This is a genomic window from Massilia sp. UYP34 (genome assembly GCF_056279385.1).
On record NZ_JBWBRF010000007.1, the window covers coordinates 206,592 to 225,233 of the forward strand.

Annotated in this window: 11 protein-coding genes and 1 pseudogene; all 12 read left to right on the forward strand. The window is 65.3% G+C overall.

All coding sequences use genetic code 11. From position 1 onward, the window contains the following. Window positions 1-143 precede the first annotated feature (143 nt). Window positions 144-2,423 carry a cyanophycin metabolism-associated ABC transporter gene (locus ACZ9AQ_RS13955; protein ID WP_429203911.1) on the forward strand — a complete coding sequence of 760 codons (2,280 nt, stop codon included), beginning with the start codon at window positions 144-146 and terminating at the stop codon, window positions 2,421-2,423. Beyond that, window positions 2,424-2,903 (forward strand): cyanophycin metabolism-associated DUF1854 family protein, encoded by a 480-nt coding sequence (locus ACZ9AQ_RS13960; RefSeq protein ID WP_429203913.1) that lies wholly within the window; start codon window positions 2,424-2,426, stop codon window positions 2,901-2,903. A gap of 134 nt (window positions 2,904-3,037) precedes the next feature. Continuing rightward, a pseudogene (locus ACZ9AQ_RS13965) lies at window positions 3,038-3,574 on the forward strand (pyridoxamine 5'-phosphate oxidase family protein). A gap of 14 nt (window positions 3,575-3,588) precedes the next feature. Further along, window positions 3,589-4,836 (forward strand): glycosyltransferase, encoded by a 1,248-nt coding sequence (locus tag ACZ9AQ_RS13970; RefSeq protein ID WP_429203915.1) that lies wholly within the window; start codon window positions 3,589-3,591, stop codon window positions 4,834-4,836. Window positions 4,837-4,944: 108 nt separating this feature from the next. Next, window positions 4,945-7,473: an excinuclease ABC subunit UvrA gene (gene uvrA, locus ACZ9AQ_RS13975; RefSeq protein WP_429203916.1), complete on the forward strand. Its 2,529-nt coding sequence runs from the start codon at window positions 4,945-4,947 to the stop codon at window positions 7,471-7,473. A gap of 168 nt (window positions 7,474-7,641) precedes the next feature. Next, a complete protein-coding gene (locus ACZ9AQ_RS13980; protein ID WP_429203917.1) occupies window positions 7,642-11,139 on the forward strand; it encodes a response regulator in 3,498 nt (1,165 codons plus the stop codon). Window positions 11,140-11,174: 35 nt separating this feature from the next. After that, complete coding sequence (locus ACZ9AQ_RS13985) at window positions 11,175-11,966, forward strand: CheR family methyltransferase (protein WP_429203941.1); 792 nt, start codon at window positions 11,175-11,177, stop codon at window positions 11,964-11,966. Between the two features lie 26 nt (window positions 11,967-11,992). Next, window positions 11,993-12,568 (forward strand): chemotaxis protein CheB, encoded by a 576-nt coding sequence (locus ACZ9AQ_RS13990; RefSeq protein WP_429203943.1) that lies wholly within the window; start codon window positions 11,993-11,995, stop codon window positions 12,566-12,568. Beyond that, window positions 12,565-13,779 carry a hybrid sensor histidine kinase/response regulator gene (locus tag ACZ9AQ_RS13995; RefSeq protein WP_429203919.1) on the forward strand — a complete coding sequence of 405 codons (1,215 nt, stop codon included), beginning with the start codon at window positions 12,565-12,567 and terminating at the stop codon, window positions 13,777-13,779. The genes ACZ9AQ_RS13990 and ACZ9AQ_RS13995 overlap by 4 nt, the downstream gene beginning before the upstream one ends. A 287-nt stretch (window positions 13,780-14,066) precedes the next feature. After that, window positions 14,067-14,630, forward strand: a complete 564-nt coding sequence (gene ahpC, locus ACZ9AQ_RS14000; protein ID WP_005662712.1) for an alkyl hydroperoxide reductase subunit C — start codon at window positions 14,067-14,069, stop codon at window positions 14,628-14,630. A gap of 105 nt (window positions 14,631-14,735) precedes the next feature. Then, on the forward strand, window positions 14,736-16,304 hold the full coding sequence (gene ahpF / locus ACZ9AQ_RS14005) for an alkyl hydroperoxide reductase subunit F (protein WP_429203921.1): 1,569 nt from the start codon (window positions 14,736-14,738) through the stop codon (window positions 16,302-16,304). Window positions 16,305-16,920: 616 nt separating this feature from the next. Continuing rightward, the gene (locus ACZ9AQ_RS14010; RefSeq protein ID WP_429203923.1) at window positions 16,921-18,633 is read left to right on the forward strand and encodes a RecQ family ATP-dependent DNA helicase; all 1,713 of its coding nucleotides are present in this window, start codon (window positions 16,921-16,923) and stop codon (window positions 18,631-18,633) included. Window positions 18,634-18,642: the final 9 nt, after the last annotated feature.

An 18,642-nucleotide genomic window follows, 5' to 3' on the forward strand; every position in this document is an offset into this window, starting at 1 on the left:
CCGTGTCATCCAAACGATACGCACAAACGTTTTACCGCTCTGTGGAGCGTTTCACGCAACGGCGTAACGACGGTCCTCGTGCATCGCCGAGCCGGCGCCATGTCCACCCTTCGAGAACAAAAGCCTGTTATCGGGCGCAATACATGACAACTCAACAACCTGCTATTCCATCGTCGCTTGCGGTAGCCGCCAGTTCTGTACCTGAACAGTGGCAAAGTGACGTCGCGAAACAGCTTGCACCAGGGGAAAACGTTTTAAGCAGCGTAGAGGTTGACCTCGACGCGAAATTACATTTTTCAAAAGGCCTGGTGCTGGTCACCGATCGCCGCCTGCTGGCGCGCGCGCCGGGCGAAAGCGGGTGGCGCGACTGGCCGCACCGCGCCGGCACCGCGCTGCACCACCATGACCACGCCGGCGTCGGCCATCTCGAGCTGGTCGACGACGGCGGCTTGCTGGCCGCCTGGCGCTTCACCCTGGGCCAGAACCTGCACGCGATCCGCGTCGCCGACCATTTCCGCGACCAGGTGCACAGCGTGGCCAGCGGCGTGCCCGTGCAGCCGCCCGACCAGCACACTTGCCCGAGTTGCAAGGCCCCGCTCGAACCGGACCAGGAAGACTGCCCGATCTGCGAAAAGGTGCTGCATACGCCGCCGTCGACCTGGACGCTGTTCCGGCTCTGGCGCTTCGCCAAGCCATACAAAGGGCAGTTGCTGCTGGGCTTCCTGCTGATGCTGGGCTCGACCGGCGCGCACATGATCCCGCCTTACCTGACGATGCCGCTGATGGACAACGTCCTGATTCCGTACCAGAACGGGCAGGCCATCGACACCAATATTGTTTATTTATACATGGGCGGCCTGTTTGGCGCCGCACTGCTGGCCTGGCTGCTGGGCTGGGCCAAGACCTACGTGCTGGCGCTGGCCTCCGAACGCATCGGCGCCGACCTGCGCTCGACCACTTATGAACACCTGATGCGGCTGTCGCTGGAATTCTTTGGCGGCAAGCGCACCGGCGACCTGATGGCGCGCATCGGCAGCGGTTCGGACCGGATCTGCGTGTTCCTGTCGCTGCACCTGCTCGACTTCCTGTCCGACGTGCTGATGATCATCATGACGGGCCTGATCCTGTTCACCATCAATCCGTGGCTGGCCGTGGTGACCTTGCTGCCGTTGCCGTTCATTGCCTGGATGATCCACATCGTGCGCGACAAGCTGCGCACCGGCTTCGAGAAAATCGACCGCGTCTGGGGCGAGGTGACCAATGTGCTGGCCGACACCATCCCCGGCATCCGGGTGGTGAAGGCCTTTGCCCAGGAAAAGCGCGAGGCGGCACGCTTCCGCGAAGCCAACAAGCACAATTTGACGGTCAACGACAAGCTGAACCGGGTGTGGTCGCTGTTCTCGCCCACCGTGTCGTTCCTGACCGAACTGGGCCTGCTCGTGATCTGGTGCTTCGGCATCTGGCAGGTGTCGCGCGGAGACATCACGGTCGGCACCCTGTCGGCCTTCATCGCCTACAGCGGCCGCTTCTACGTGCGCCTGGATTCGATGAGCCGCATCGTGTCGGTGACACAAAAGTCGGCGTCGGCCGCCAAGCGCATCTTCGACATCCTCGACCACGTTTCGAGCGTGCCGGACCCGGTTAATCCGGTGAAGGTCGACAAGGTCGCGGGCAATATCGAGCTGCGCGAAGTCGGTTTCCGTTACGGCAACCGCGCGGTCAACCGCGGCATCTCCCTCAAGATCAAGGCCGGCGAAATGGTGGGCCTGGTCGGCCACAGCGGCTCGGGCAAGAGCACGCTGGTCAACCTGATCTGCCGCTTCTACGACGTGTCCGAAGGCGCGATCCTGCTCGACGGCCAGGATATTCGCTCATTTGCCGTGGCCGACTACCGCCGCAACATCGGACTGGTGCTGCAGGAGCCGTTCCTGTTCTTCGGCACGATCGCAGAGAATATTGCTTATGGCAAACCGAACGCAACGCGCGAAGAGATCATCGCGTCGGCGCGCGCCGCCCACGCCCACGAATTCATCCTGCGCCTGCCGCAGGGCTACGATTCGATGGTCGGCGAGCGCGGCCAGGGCCTGTCGGGCGGCGAGCGCCAGCGCATCTCGATCGCGCGCGCCTTGCTGATCGACCCGCCGATCCTGATCCTGGACGAAGCGACGTCGTCGGTGGATTCGGAAACCGAAAAAGAAATCCAGAAAGCGCTCGACAACCTGGTGCAGGGCCGCACCACGATCGCCATCGCGCACCGCCTGTCGACCCTGCACCGGGCCGACCGCCTGGTGGTGCTGGACCGCGGCGTGGTGGTCGAAGAAGGCAATCACGACGAACTGATGGCGCGCGAAGGCGCCTACCACCGCCTCTACGAAGCGCAGGCGCGCAACGTGGACCAGGACCTGGACGACAAGGACGCATAAATGACTACCGTTTCGACCATCCCCTTCCAGCTGCGCCGCGACAGTTTTGGAAAACTCGTGATCACGCTCGAAAACGGCGAGGAATGGGTCGGCGTGACGCCGGTGCGCGCCTTCCCGATCCAGGCGCCGACCAGGGGCATCTCGCTGGTGCGCGAAGGCGGCAAGGAAGTCGCCTGGATCGACGACCTGGCCGACATGCCGGACGCGATCCGCACCCTGATCGGCGAGGAAATCGCGGGCCGCGAGTTCATCCCCGAGATCCTGGCCATCAAGGACGTGACGAGCTTCGCCACGCCCTGCACCTGGTTCGTCAAGACCGACCGCGGCGACACCGAGTTCGTGCTGAAGGTGGACGAGGACATCCGCCGCATCGGCGAAGCGTCGCTGCTGGTGGCGGACAGCCACGGCATCAACTTCCTGGTGCGCGATATGTTCAAGATCGACAAGCACAGCCGCAAGATCCTCGATCGCTTCCTCTGACCCTGGTATGAACGGGCGCCGGGCGGCGCGTTTTTCTGAAGCGTCGTCCAGCGTTCGGCCTCCCACATACCGTCGGTAACAATCCGGTTACAGTCTTCTCATCGGCCACATGGCCACGCTTTGAGGAGAAGACAATGGATTCCATCAACCGCAACCAACCCGAACAGAACCGCCGCGACCTGGCCGGTGTGGACGCCATCGAGCGCATCAAGGACATGATCGACGCTGCCGATGCGTGCTTCTTTTGCACCGGCAATGGCCAGGGTCCGAGCCGCGGCGTGCGCCCGATGAGCGTGCGCGAGACCGACGATGCCGGCGCCATCTGGTTCCTGAGCAGCATCGACAGCCACAAGAACCAGGAGGTGCAGGCCAATCCGACCGTCAAGCTGTTGTTCCAGTCGGGCAAGCATTCGGGTTTCCTGGAACTGGACGGCCACGCCGAGATCTCGCAAGACAAGGCGCGCATCAAGCAATTGTGGAACCCGCTGCTCAAGACCTGATTCACGGAAGGCGAGGACGATCCGCGCATCAGCGTCGTCAAGATCACGCCCAAGGCCGGCTATTACTGGGACAACAAGCACGGCGACGCGGTGGCCGGCGTCAAGGTCGCGGTCGGCGCGGTGCTCGGCAAGACGCTCGACGATTCGATCGAAGGCACGCTGTCGTTCTAAGAGGAGAAGAGCGGGTGCATTTCATCCTGGCGACGATCGGCTCGGCCGGCGACCTGTTTCCCTTCCTCTGGATCGGCCGCGCGCTGCGCGAGCGCGGCAACCGGGTCGATTTCCTCGGCCCGGAGCAGCATGCGCACTACGTCAAGGCGGCCGGGCTCACTTTCCACGGCCTGCCGGCCGACATGGCCGTGCTCGACCATCCCGACCTGTGGCACGCGACCCGCGGCCTGGCCGTGGTGTGGGAAGCGACGCGGCCGGCGATGGCGCAGCTGCCGCGGGTGGTCGAGGCGCTCGCGCGCGAACAGCCGAACGCGCGGCGCGTGCTGCTGGTGCATCCGCTGGCGTTGCCGGAGGCCGACCTGTGCCGCCACGCCTGTCCTGGCCTCAAGGTCGCGGCGGCCTGGCTGGCGCCCGCCAACCTGCCGACCGTGCACGACCCGCTGCTGCTCGGTCCCTGGCCGGTGCCCGCCTGGGTGCCGCACGGCGCACGCCGCTGGCTGTGGCGGGCGCTGGCGGCGTACTCCCTCGACCCGGTGGCGCTGCCGGGCCTGAACAAGGCGCGCGCGCAGCGCGGCTTGCCGCGGGTCGCCAGCATGATCGACTTCATTCCCTTCGTTCCCGACCTGTCGCTGGCATTGTTTCCCGACTGGTTCGCCGCGCCTCAGCCGGACTGGCCGCAGCCGCTGTACCAGGCCGGCTTTCCGCTGCACGATCCCGCCCCGAACGCCGCGCCGAGCGCCGCGCTGCGCGCCTTTCTCGACGGCGGCAAGCCGCCGGTCGTGTTCACCCCCGGCACCGGCAACCGCCAGGCGCGCGGCTACTTCGAGGCGGCGGCGCAGGCGGTGGCCGAACTTGGCCTGCGCGCGGTGTTCCTGACGCCGCACGCCGAACAGTTGCCGGCCACGCTCGGCCCCCACGTCTGCTGGCAGGAATACGTCCCTTTGCGCTCCTTGCTGCCCCACGTCGCGGCCCTGGTCCACCACGGCGGCATCGGCACCACGGCCGAAGCCCTGCGCGCGGGCACGCCGCAGCTGGTCGTGCCGCTGGCGCACGACCAGTTCGACAACGCGGCGCGGGTGGTGGCGATGGGGGGTGGCGCCAGCCTGCACGCGGCGCGCGTCACGCCGGCGCGCATGGCGAGGGCCTTGCAAGGGGTGGTCGGGAACACGCAGCTCGCGGCGCAGAGCGCCGGGCTCGCCATGCGATTCGCGGGGCAGGGCGGCGTCGATGGATTGTGTGCGCGCCTGGAGACCCTGGCTTGACCGCATTGTTGGCAAGCGCACCGACGTCGGGCGCCGGCAGGCGTCCAATGGTGGATTCTCGATGATGTCGGAGGGCAGATGCCCAGCAAAAATTCCAACAAGAAACGTATGGCCGAAAGCAGGGCCGAAGACGGCTACGTCCACGTGCGCGGCGCGCGCGAACACAATCTGAAGAACGTCGACCTCGACATTCCGCGCGGGCAGCTGGTGGTGTTCACGGGCGTGTCCGGCTCGGGCAAGTCGTCGCTGGCCTTCGGCACCCTGTATGCGGAAGCCCAGCGCCGTTACCTGGAATCGGTCTCGCCCTACGCGCGCCGCCTGTTCCACCAGATGCCGGTGCCCGAGGTCGACGCGATCGAAGGCCTGCCGCCGGCCGTCGCCCTGCAACAGCAGCGCGGCACGCCGACCGCGCGCTCCTCGGTCGGCAGCGTCAGCACGCTCAGCAACTCCCTGCGCATGCTGTACTCGCGCGCGGGCGACTATCCGCCAGGGCAGGAACTGCTGTACGCCGAATCGTTCTCGCCCAACACCCCGCAGGGCGCCTGCCCGCGCTGCTCGGGCCTGGGCCGTATCTACGACGTGACCGAAGCGTCGATGGTGCCGGACGACAGCCTCACGATCCGCGAGCGCGCGATCGCCGCCTGGCCGCCGGCCTGGCATGGCCAGAACCTGCGCGACATCCTGGTCACCCTCGGTTACGACGTCGATACGCCATGGCGCGACCTGCCGAAGAAGGACCGCGACTGGATCCTGTACACCGACGAGAGCCCGACGGTGCCGGTCTACGCCGGCCTCACGCCCAAGGAGACGAAGGCGGCATTACGGCGCAAGGACACGCCCAGCTACCAGGGCACCTTCACCGGCGTGCGGCGCTACGTCACGCAGACGTTCGCCAATACCGAGAGCGCCTCCATGAAGAAGCGCGTGGCGCGCTACATGGTCAGCAGCGCCTGCCCGGAATGCGAAGGCAAGCGCCTGCGGCGCGAATCGCTGTCGGTCACCTTCGCCGGCCACGACATCGCCGAGATCTCGCGCCTGTCGCTGGCGCGCCTGGCCGAGCTGCTCCAGCCGTATGCGCTAGGCAAGGACAAGGACAAGGAAAAGGACAAGGCGCACCTGCACAACGAGCAGCTGATCGTGCGCCGCCGCATCGCCGCCGACCTGGTCGCGCGCCTGGAAGTGCTGCTGGCACTGGGCCTGGGTTACCTGGCGCTCGAACGCAGCACGCCGACCCTGTCGCCGGGCGAACTGCAGCGCCTGCGGCTGGCGACGCAAGTGCGCTCGAGCCTGTTCGGCGTGGTGTACGTGCTCGACGAGCCCTCGAGCGGCCTGCACCCGGCCGACACCGAAGCCCTGCTCGATGCGCTGGCCGAGCTGAAGGCGGCCGGCAATTCGCTGTTCGTGGTCGAACACGCGCTGGACGTGATCCGGCAGGCCGACTGGCTGGTCGACGTCGGCCCGCTGGCCGGCGAGCGCGGCGGCCAGGTGTTGTACAGCGGCGTGCCGGAAGGACTGCGCAAGGTCGAACAGTCGCAGACCAGGCGCTACCTGTTCGGCGAGGCGCCGCCGCCGCAGCGCACGCCGCGTGCGCCGAGCGGCTGGCTGAAACTCGCGGGCGTGCACCGCAACAACCTGAAGGGCCTCGAAGTCGCCTTTCCGCTCGGCGTGCTGACCAGCGTGACCGGCGTGTCGGGCTCCGGCAAATCGAGCCTCGTGAGCCAGGTGCTGGTCGAACTGGTGAGCCAGGCCCTGGGGCAGGGCGGCGCGGAGCCGGAAGAGCAGCCGGACGAACCGGATCTGGAACGCGACGAGGAACTGCCTCTGGCCGGCCACATCGTATCCGGCATGGAGGGCGTGCGGCGCCTGGTGCGGGTCGACCAGAAACCGATCGGCCGCACGCCGCGCTCGAACCTGGCGACCTATACGGGCCTCTTCGACCAGGTGAGAAAGCTGTTCGCCGCCACGAAGGATGCGAAGCAGCGTCGCTTTGATGCCGGCCGCTTCTCGTTCAACGTCGCCAAGGGCCGCTGCGAGCATTGCGCCGGCGAGGGCTTCGTGATGGTCGAGCTGCTGTTCCTGCCCAGCGTCTACGCGCCATGCCCGACCTGCGAAGGGGCGCGCTACAACGCCGAGACGCTCCAGGTACGCTATCGCGACCGCAACATCGCCGAGGTGCTGGGCATGACGGTGGGCGAAGCCAGCGCGTTCTTCAAGGACGAAGCGTCGGTCGAGCGCGCGCTGGAAGTGCTCAGCGAGGTTGGCCTGGACTACCTGCGCCTGGGTCAGCCGGCCACGGAACTGTCCGGCGGCGAGGCGCAGCGCATCAAGCTGGCGTCCGAGCTGCAGCGCGCCACGCGCGGCAATGCACTGTATGTACTGGACGAGCCGACGACCGGCCTGCACCCGGTCGACGCCGACCGCCTGATGGTGCAGCTGAACCGCCTGGTCGACGCCGGCAACACCGTGATCGTGGTCGAGCACACGATGCGGGTGGTGGCCGGCAGCGACTGGGTGATCGACGTCGGCCCCGGCGCCGGCGACGAAGGCGGTTCGGTGGTGGCTTCCGGCCCGCCCCAGGAAGTCGCGCGCAACAAGAAAAGTCGCACTGCGCCCTACCTGGCAGCCCAGATGACCTAAGGCCGAACAACCGGCGCGCCGGGCGCCTTGTGGAATTTGTGTTTATTTTGATAAGATCATCGTGCGCCGGCCGCTACCGGCTTGCGCACGACCGTGCCGCTCTGGTGTGCGTCGAATCATGTAGTTGAGTTACACTTGGGATATTTTTTTTCTAACATAACAACAAGCATGGCCGGTCCAACCATCAAAAACAGCGAGTTTCGCCGCATCCTTACCCGTAATGTCGCGCTGCCGCTGGGCATGAGTATCGTGAGCGCGCTCGTGTTTGTAGGCATCATCGCCTACCTGATCAACAGCCTGACCTGGGTCGAGCATTCCCAAAAGGTGATCGGCGGGGCCCATGAGATCCGCAAGCTGTCGGCCGACATGGAGGCGGGCATGCGCGGCTACCTGCTGGCGGGTGACGAAGAATTCCTCTCGCCCTACGTCCAGTCCAGGCAGCGCATGGCGTCCAGCCTGGAGTCGCTGGGCGACCTGGTCAAGGACAACATCGCCCAGGCCGAGCGCCTGACCCGGATTTCCCAGATCCAGAAGCAGTGGGAAGCCTTCGCCCAGGAGATGATCGACCGCCGCCGCGCCAATGACATCAGCTATATCGATGCCGTCAGAAGTGGCCGCGGCAAGGCGCTGACCGACGAGATGCGGCGCGACTTCGACCTGGTGCTGGCGTCCGAGATGGGCCTGCTGCAGGAGCGCAGCGATTCGGCGCGCAGCATCACCTTCTGGTCGGTGGCCGCCTTCCTGCTCCTGTCCGCGGTCGTCGGCGGCAGCCTGGCCGCCTTCGGCCGGCGCCAGCTGGTGCGCCTGTCCGAGACCTACAACGAGGTGCTGGGGCACGAGGCCGAGCACAACGAAAAACTGCGCCACCAGGACTGGCTGCGCACCGGCCAGAACGAACTGAATATGCGCAGCGCCGGCCAGATCGACCTGGAGCCGCTGGCCGAGGCCGTGCTGCCCTACGTGGTCAAATACCTCGGCGGCGTGATCGGCGCCATGTACGTGCGCAGCGAAGATGGCGCGATGCGCCGCATCGGCGCCTATGGTTTCAGGCATACCGACACCGAGCGCGCCGAGTTCATCGCGCCGGGCGCCACGCTGGCCAGCAAGGCAGCCGAAGAGAACCGCCTGCTGGTCCTCGACCAGCTGCCGCCCGACTACGTCAAGGTGAGCTCGAGCCTGGGCGACACGGCGCCGCGCGCCGTGATCATCGCGCCGTTCCACAACCACGGCAAGGTCAAGGGCGTGTTCGAGATCGCCTTCCTGCGGCCGGTGGAGCAGCGCGACCGCGAGTTCCTGGGCTTCATCGCGCAGTCGGTCGGCGCAGCCATGGCCGCGGTGCTGTATCGCCAGCGCCTGCAGGCCGCGCTGGAAGAAAGCCAGACCCTGAACGAGGAATTGCAGGTGCAGCAGGAAGAGCTGCGCACCGCCAACGAAGAGCTGGAAGAACAGTCGCGCGCGCTGGAAGAATCGCAGTCGGCGCTGGAAAACCAGCAGGCCGAGCTGCGCACGACCAACGACCAGCTGGCCGAGCAGGCGCTGAACCTGGACATGAAGAACGCGGCCCTGCAAGCGGCCCAGGAGCAACTGCACCAGCGCGCGGTCGAACTCGAAAGCGCGAGCCGCTACAAGTCCGAATTCCTCGCCAATATGTCGCACGAGCTGCGCACGCCGCTGAACAGCTCCCTGATCCTGGCCAAGCTGTTGTCCGACAACACCAGCGGCAACCTCTCCGACGAACAGGTGCGCTTCGCCCAGACGATCTATTCGGCCGGCAACGACCTGCTGCAGCTGATCAACGACATTCTCGACATCTCGAAAGTGGAGGCGGGCAAACTGGAGCTGGTGCCGGAAGACGTGCCGGTGCGGCGCGTGGTCGAGGGCCTGGCGCGCACCTTCGAGCCGCTGGCGCGCCAGAAGCAGCTCGAGTTCAGGATCGCCGTCGAGCCTGGCGTGCCGGCCAGCCTGCACACCGACCGCCAGCGCATGGAGCAGATCCTCAAGAACCTGCTGTCGAACGCCGTCAAGTTCACCGAAGTCGGCTCGGTCAGCCTGTCCGTGGCGACCACGCCTGACGGCGACGTTGCCTTCCGGGTGCAGGACACCGGCATCGGCATCGCGGCCGACCAGCAGGACAAGATCTTCGACGCCTTCCACCAGGCCGACGGCACCACCAGCCGCCGGTTCGGCGGCACCGGCCTGGGCCTGTCGATCACGCGCGACCTGACCCGCCTGCTGGGCGGCAGCGTGACCGTATCGAGCGCGCCGAACGAGGGCAGCGTGTTCACCCTGGTCCTGCCGCGCGGCATCCCGGCGCTGCCGGCGCCGGCCGAGTTGCCGGTCGTGTCGGCCCCGCTGCCGCATTACACGCCGGCGCCCGCAGCGGCGCCGACCGCCGTGGCGCCCACGGCGCCCGCTACGCCCACTGGCAGCGCCGAACCGGTCGGCAGCTTCCCGGACGACCGCGACCGATCGGCCGACGGCCGCCGCACCGTGCTGGTGGTGGAGGACGAGGCGCCGTTCGCGCGCATCCTGTACGACCTGGCCCACGAACTCGATTACCGCTGCCTGGTGGCGATGAGCGCCGACGAGGGGCTGGCGCTGGCCGTCAGCCAGCGTCCGGACGCCGTGCTGCTGGACGTGCGCCTGCCGGACCGCTCGGGCCTGACCGTGCTGCAGCAACTGAAGGACAATCCGTCGACCCGCCACATTCCGGTGCACGTCATCTCGAGCATCGAGAACGGCGGCGAAGCCCTGCACCTGGGCGCCATCGGCTATGCGCTCAAGCCGGCCAGCCGCGAAGCGCTGGAAGAGGTGTTCCGCAAGCTGCAGGAAAAGTCGGCCCAGAAGATCAAGCGCGTGCTGCTGGTCGAGGACGACGAGCGCCAGCGCGACAGCGTGGTGGCCCTGATCGCCGACGACGACGTCGAGATCGCGGCCGTGGGCACCGCCAGCGAGGCCCTGACCCATCTGAAGAGCGACGTGTTCGATTGCATGATCATCGACCTCAAGTTGCCCGACATGCAGGGCGGCGAGCTGCTCGAACGCATGTCGCACGAAGAACTGTGTTCCTTCCCGCCGGTGATCGTGTATACCGGCCGCAACCTCACGCGCGACGAAGAGGCGCAGCTGCTGCGCTATTCGCGCTCGATCATCATCAAGGGCGCGCGTTCGCCGGAGCGCCTGCTGGACGAAGTGACGCTGTTCCTGCACAAGGTGGAGTCCGAGCTGTCGACCGAGCGCCAGACCATGCTCAAGGCGGTGCGCGGACGCGACCGAGTGTTCGAAGGCCGCACCATCCTGCTGGTCGACGACGACGTGCGCAATGTGTTCGCATTGACGTCGGCGCTGGAGCAGCGCGGGGCCAGGATCGAAGTCGGTCGCAATGGATTTGAAGCAATAGCGAAACTGGATGAGGTGCCGGGGATCGACCTGGTGCTGATGGATATCATGATGCCGGGCATGGATGGGCTGGAAGCGATGCGCCGCATCCGCGCCGACGGCCGTTTCGACCGCCTGCCGATCATCGCCATCACCGCCAAGGCCATGAAGGACGACCAGGAGCAGTGCCTGGCCGCCGGCGCCAACGATTACCTGGCCAAACCGATTGACCTCTCCCGCCTGTACTCGCTGCTGCGGGTCTGGATGCCCACCCTGGAGCGAATTTGAGCCAACCCCCGAGCGACTTCGACATCGAGCTGCGGATGCTCGTCGAGGCCGTCTACCTGAAGTACAACTACGATTTCCGCGACTACACCGGCGCTTCGCAGAAGCGCCGGGTGCTGGTCGCCATGCGCGAGATGGAATGCGCCACGGTGTCGGAACTGCAGTCGAAAGTGCTGCACGCGCCGAACGGCTTCGCCCAGCTGCTGCAATACCTGACGATCCCCGTCACCGAGATGTTCCGCGATCCGGAATACTTCCTGGCGGTGCGCGAGCAGGTGGCGCCTTTCCTCAAGACCTATCCGTCGCTGAAGATCTGGGTGGCCGGCTGCAGCACCGGCGAGGAAGTGTATTCGCTGGCGATCCTGCTCAAGGAAGAAGGGCTGCTCGAACGCAGCATCATCTACGCGACCGACATCAATCCCGAATCGCTCGATGCCGCGCGGCGCGGCGTGTTCCCGCTCGAGCGCATGCGCTTGTATACGGAGAACTACCAGAAGTCCGGCGGCAAGGCCGCATTCTCGGATTACTACACGGCCGCCTATGGCGGCGTGCTGTTCGAGCGCAGCCTGATGGACAACGTGACCTTCGCCGACCACAGCCTGTCGACCGACAGCGTGTTCTCGGAGACCCATTTCGTCAGCTGCCGCAACGTCCTGATCTATTTCAACCGGCGCCTGCAGGACCGCGTGCTCGGCCTGTTCCACGATTCGCTGTGCCACCGCGGCTTCCTGGGCCTGGGCAGCAAGGAAAGCATCGACTTTTCGGGCTACGCCGACCGCTTCGAGGCGCTTGCCAAGCGCGAGCGCCTGTTTCGCAAGGTGTCGCCGTGAATCCCGCACAACAGCTGGCCGCGGCCATGGGCAAGCGCCGGATCGAGATGGTCGTCATCGGCGGCTCGGCCGGCGGCGTCGACGCCCTGATCGGCCTGCTGCCGGCGCTGCCGGTGGGGTTCGGGCCGGCCGTGACCTGCATCCTGCACGTGCCGCCGGACCGCGACAGCCGCCTGGCCGAGCTGTTCGCCGCGCGCATCGCCCTGCCGGTGCGCGAAGCGCGGGACAAGGAGCCGATCCAGCCCGGCACCGTGTATTTCGCCGGATCCGGTTACCACCTGTCGGTCGAGCCGGATCGCTGCTTTTCGCTCAGCTGCGAGCCGCCGGTGCAGTTCGCCCGCCCGGCGATCGACATCTTGACGGAGTCTGCCGCCGACGTGTACGGTCCGGCGCTGGCAGGTATACTATTAACCGGCGCCAATTTCGACGGCGCCGAGGGCATGTGCCGCATCCGCGAATGCGGTGGTTTGACCATCGTCCAAGACCCTGATGAAGCACAGGCCAGCGCCATGCCCGGAGAGGCAATACGGCGCTGCGCTCCGCATTTGGTGCTGCCGCTATCCGCGATCCGCACCGTGCTGCCCTTGTTGGAGACCCCATGAGCGCCCAGGAACATAGCAAGATATTAATTGTCGACGACCTGCCGGAAAACCTGCAGGCGCTCGAGGCGCTGCTGCGCCATGAGCAGCGCGCCATCTACCAGGCGGGCTCCGGCGAACAGGCGCTGGCGCTGCTGCTCGAGCACGAGTTCGCGCTGGCCATCCTCGACGTGCAGATGCCGGGCATGGACGGTTTCGAGCTGGCCGAGGTGATGCGCTCGACCACCCGAACCCGCCACATTCCGATCGTGTTCGTCTCGGCCGCCGGGCGCGAACTCGATTACGCCTTCAAGGGCTACGAGAGCGGGGCGGTCGACTTCATGTACAAGCCGCTCGACTCGGACGCGGTGCGCAGCAAGGTCAACGTCTTCGTGGCGCTCGACCAGCAGCGGCGCGAGACGCGGCGCCAGGTGCTGGCGCTGGAGCAGAGCCGGCAAGAGCAAGAGGCGCTGGTACGCGAGCTGAACCAGACCCAGCAGGAACTGCAGCGCTCGCTCAAGATGCGCGACGAATTCATGTCGCTGGTGGCGCACGAGCTGCGCACGCCGCTCAACACGCTGTTCCTGGAAACGCAGATGCGCAGCCTGCAGCTCAAGCGCGGCAACACGGCCGCCTTCGCAGCGCAACCGATGGAGGCGATGATCCAGCGCGACGAGCGCCAGATCAAGTCGATGATCCGGCTGATCGACGACATGCTCGACGTCTCGCGCATGCGCAGCGGCAAGCTGTCGATCCGCCCGGCCCAGGTCGAACTCATGAACCTGCTGGAACGGGTGGTGAGCGACCTGTCGCTGCAGGCAGCCACCACCGGCAGCTCGCTGACCCTGCGCCCGCACGACGGCGTGACCGGCTGCTGGGACGAATTCCGCGTCGAGCAGGTGATCGTCAACCTGTTGACCAACGCACTGCGCTATGGCTGCGGCCAGCCGGTCGAGGTCAGCGTCGAGCGCACCGGCGAGATGGTGCGCATCGACGTGCGCGACCAGGGCAAGGGCATCGCGACGTCCGACCTGGAACGCATCTTCGAGCCTTACGAGCGGGGCGCCCGCAACGGCGAACCGAAAGGCCTGGGGCTGGGCCTGTACATCTCGCGCCAGCTGGCGGTCTCGCACGGCGGCGAGCTGCGGGTGACGAGCAGTCCCGGCGAAGGCTCGGTGTTCAGTCTGGTGCTGCCCTGCACCGAGGTCCCGGTCTACGCCGAAGCCGACATCTGACGCTGTACCCATATCCGGCCCGCCCCGGGTCGGCTACTGTCCGCCCCGGATCAATGGGCGATTGCCGAAAAAGGTGGGTGGGCAAACGAGACGCTGGTTGCACCCGCTTGCCATTTGCGACACACTGTCCGGGTTTGTTTCGAGCCAACTCTATTGCAAGACGGCAAAGTAACACTTGACTGATAGCCAAAATCAATCAAGAATATCGAATCAATCAATTTCCCAAACGGCAGGCGGAGCGGTACACTGCTTGTCATACGTTTCATCAACCCCAAACAGGAGATTACATGTCCCTCATTAACACCCAGATCAAGCCGTTCAAAGCAACCGCATACCACAACGGCAAGTTCATCGACCTGACCGAAGAGAACTTCAAGGGTACCTGGTCGGTGGTGATGTTCTACCCGGCAGACTTCACCTTCGTCTGCCCGACCGAACTGGAAGATCTGGCCGCATTCCAGCCGGAATTCGAAAAGCTGGGCGTCAATGTGTACGGCGTCTCGACCGACAGCCACTTCGCCCACAAGGCATGGCACGACACCTCGGACGCGATCAAGAAAGTGAACTACCCGCTGATCGGCGACCCAACCGGCGTCCTGTCGCGTAACTTCGAAGTCATGATCGAAGAAGAAGGCATGGCACTGCGCGGCACCTTCGTGATCAATCCTGAAGGCCAGATCAAGATCATGGAAGTGCACGACAACGGCATCGGCCGCGACGCTTCGGAACTGATGCGCAAAGTCAAGGCAGCCCAGTACGTCGCTTCGCACCCAGGCGAAGTCTGCCCGGCCAAGTGGACCGAAGGCGCCGAAACCCTGACCCCGTCGCTGGACCTGGTCGGCAAGATCTAAGTAGTCAAGCAGTAGTCAAGTAGCACCCGTGAACGGGCCGCTGCGGCGGCCCGTTTTACGCCCGGCCTGTGCAAGTAAAAGTAGATAAACAAAAGGAAAAACATCATGCTGGACGCAACCCTCAAGAAGCAGTTGCAAGCCTATCTGGAAAAAGTGGTGCAGCCGATTGAGCTGGTTGCATCGCTGGATGATTCGCCGAAATCGCGCGAAATGAATGAGCTGCTGGGCGAGATCGCAGCCCTGTCCGACAAGATCACCGTTCGCCAGGAAGCGAACGAGCGGACCCCGTCGTTCGCGATCAATCGCGTCGGCACCGATATCGGCGTGCGTTTCGCCGGCATCCCGCTGGGCCACGAATTCACCTCGCTAGTGCTGGCCCTGCTGCACGTCGGCGGCCACACCATCAAGCTGGAACAATCCGTCATCGACCAGATCGCAGCCCTGGACGGCGACTACGTTTTCGAGACCTACATCTCGCTGTCGTGCCATAACTGCCCGGAAGTCGTGCAGGCACTGAACACGATGTCGGTCATCAACCCGCGCATCAAGGTCGTGACGATCGATGGCGGCGTCTTCAAGAAGGAAGTGGAAGACAAGCAGATCCTGGCCGTGCCGATGATGTTCCTGAACGGCCAGCATTTCGGCCAGGGCCGCACCAACGTCGAAGAGATCCTGTCGAAGATCGACGTCAAGGGCGGTGAGCGCAAGGCTGCCGAACTGAGCCAGAAAGACCCATTCGACGTGCTGATCGTCGGCGGCGGCCCCGCCGGCGCGGCAGCCGCGATCTACGCCGCCCGCAAGGGCATCCGTACCGGCGTGCTGGCCGACCGCTTCGGCGGCCAGGTGCTCGATACGCTGGCGATCGAGAACTTCGTGTCGCTGAAGGAAACCGACGGCCCGAAATTCGCCGTCGCCCTGGAAGAGCACGTCAAGCACTACGAGGTCGACATCATGAACACGCAGCGCGCCAGCAAGCTGGTGGCGGGTCGCCTGATCGAGGTGCACACCGAGAGCGGCGCAGTGCTCAGGTCGAAGTCGGTGATCCTGGCGACCGGCGCCCGCTGGCGCGAGATCAACGTGCCGGGCGAGAAGGAGTACAAGAACCACGGCGTGGCGTACTGCCCGCACTGCGACGGCCCGCTGTTCAAGGGCAAGCGCGTGTCGGTGATCGGCGGCGGGAACTCCGGCGTCGAGGCGGCGATCGACCTGGCGGGTATCGTCAAGGAAGTGACCCTGATCGAATACGGCAATGAGCTGCGCGCCGATGCGGTCCTGCAACGCAAGCTGTACTCGCTGCCGAACGTCAAGGTGATCAAGTCGGCCCAGACCACCGAGATTCACGGCGACGGCAAGATCGTCAACGGCCTGAGCTACAAGGACCGCACGACCGGCGCCGTGCACAAGCTGGACCTGGAAGGCGTGTTCGTGCAGATCGGCCTGGTGCCGAACGCCGAATGGCTCAAGGGCACGATCGACCTGTCGGCGCATGGCGAGATCGAGGTCGATGCCCGCGGCCACACCTCGCTGCCGGGCGTGTTCGCCGCCGGCGACGTGACCACGGTGCCGTTCAAGCAGATCGTGATCGCCGTGGGCGAGGGCGCCAAGGCGTCGCTGGCTGCCTTCGATTACCTGATCCGCCAGCCGGTGGAAGAGGAAGAGCAGAAAGCTGCCTGATGAACGACGGCGGGCTTCACGGCCCGCCGGTGCAAAAAGACAAACGCCGCATCCCAGTGGGACGCGGCGTTTTTTTATTCGGTTCCAGCTGCGGCCAGCCTGGTCCGCGCCCAGTGAATGTCATTCCTGCGCAGGCGGGAATCCAAGGCCGGTAGAGTAGAGATACTTGATGCGTATGCAATGCGCGTCGAACTTGGGTTCCCGCCTGCGCGGGAACGACGTATCGAAGCTACCGGGCAGGGGCTCAGTGGAAAGAGAACAGCAAGGCCGACGACAGCGCGCCGGACTCCAGCAAAAACCACGTGGCCGCGCTGGCAAGGGCCAGGTGGACAGCGGTCCAGGTCATAGGGCGGCGCGACATGATGATTCTCCTGAAGGTGGCGGGATGTGGATGATGGTCACAATAGTAAATGTCTAGCTGGACACCCGGCATCGGTGAATTATCCGTCTGGTTGTAGGACTAAACCTTGTGGAGAATTTGTGTCGCACAATTGATACGAGCGGCCTGGCACTAGCTCCATAACGCGCCGAATTCGCCAGACGTTGACCTCCTACGCTTGAAGTAGGTGGCGTCCTATAGTCGAGTTGTCGCCGTGCTAATAAAGTCGGCATCACCATGACACGACACGACCCCACACTCATGCACCGCGGCCTGCTCGCCGTGCGCCGCAATACCATCCGACGCCTCCTGAACGCCGTGTTCGGCATCGCGCAACTGCGCGACGGCCAGCAGCGCGTGATCGACAGCGTACTCGACGGCAAGGACACCCTGGCCATCATGCCCACCGGCGGCGGCAAGTCGCTGTGCTACCAGATCCCGGCCAAGATGCTGGAGGGGATCACGGTCGTCGTTTCCCCGCTCATCTCCCTCATGAAGGATCAGCTCGAGAAGCTGGAAGAGGTCGGCATCCGCGCGGTCCAGGTCAACAGCAGCCTGTGCGCCGAAGAAGAACACGCCGCACTCGCGGCGATCGCCAACGAATCCTGCGAAATCGTGTTCTGCACCCCGGAGCGCCTGGTCTCGCCCGAGTTCATCGCCATACTGCGCGCGGTCACGCTCGACATCGTCGTGATCGACGAGGCGCACTGCATCTCGCAATGGGGTCACGATTTCCGCCCGGCCTATATTGGCCTGGCCGCCGCGATCGAGGCGATCGGCCGGCCGCCGGTGCTGGCGCTGACGGCCACCGCCACCGACGACGTGATCGCCGACATCGGCAAGCAGCTGGGCCGCAAGCTGAACGTGATCAATACCGGCATCTACCGGCCCAATCTGCACTACCGCGTGGTGCAGGTGACCAGCGCCACGGAGAAATACCGCGAGGCGTTGCGCCTGGTGCAGGAGACGCCCGGCGTCGGCATCGTCTACGCCGCCACCGTCAAGGTGGCCGAGGAGATGCTGGCGGTACTGGAAGAAGCCGGCGAATCGGTCACGCTCTACCACGGCAAGCTGTCGGCAGCCGAGCGCAAACTGAACCAGGACCTGTTCATGGAAGGCGAGCGGCGTGTGATGGTGGCCACTAATGCCTTCGGCATGGGCATCGACAAGAGCGATACCCGTTTCGTGATCCATTTGCAGATCCCGGCCAACCTCGAATCGTATTACCAGGAATCGGGCCGCGCCGGCCGCGACGGGCTCGACGCCCAGTGCACGCTGCTGTTCCTGCAGGACGACAAGCGCATCCAGCAGTTCTTCCTGGTCAAGCACTATCCCGATGCGCAAGAACTGCAACTGGTGCACGAGACGGTGCGCACCCTGGCCGAGGAAGGCGCCGTCACCAGCCGCCGGCTGGAGGACGCGCTCGAAGACATCGCCGACGCCAACATCAAGGTCTGCCTCAAGCTGCTCAAGGATGCCAAGCTGGTGCGCCAGAACCGCAAGCTGGAATACGTGCCCAGCGCGTCCGAGGCGCGCCCCGGCGTGTATGCGCGCCTGGCCCAGGTGTATGTGCAGAAACAGGAGCGCGACAAGGAAGCGCTGGACCAGATGGTGGGCTATGCGGTGAGCGGCTACTGCCGCTGGAAGCTGCTGTTCGATTATTTCGGTGACCACGCGCCCGGTTTCGAACGGTGCTGCAAGTGCGACAACTGCCTGAATCCACCGGCGCTGAGCCTGCCGCAGGACATCGAAATCCGCGACGACGAATTCGACCGCGAGCCGGCCGTGGAAGCGCCAAAACCGAAGTTCGAGGTGGGCGCGCGCGCCAGGTCGGCCAAGTATGGCGAAGGGGTGGTAGTGGCCATCGCCGGCGAGCAGGTGACGGTCGACTTCGCGGACGGGGAAAGCCGCAGCTTCATGGCCGATTTCCTCGAACCGGGGCCCGTGTAGACGATGCCG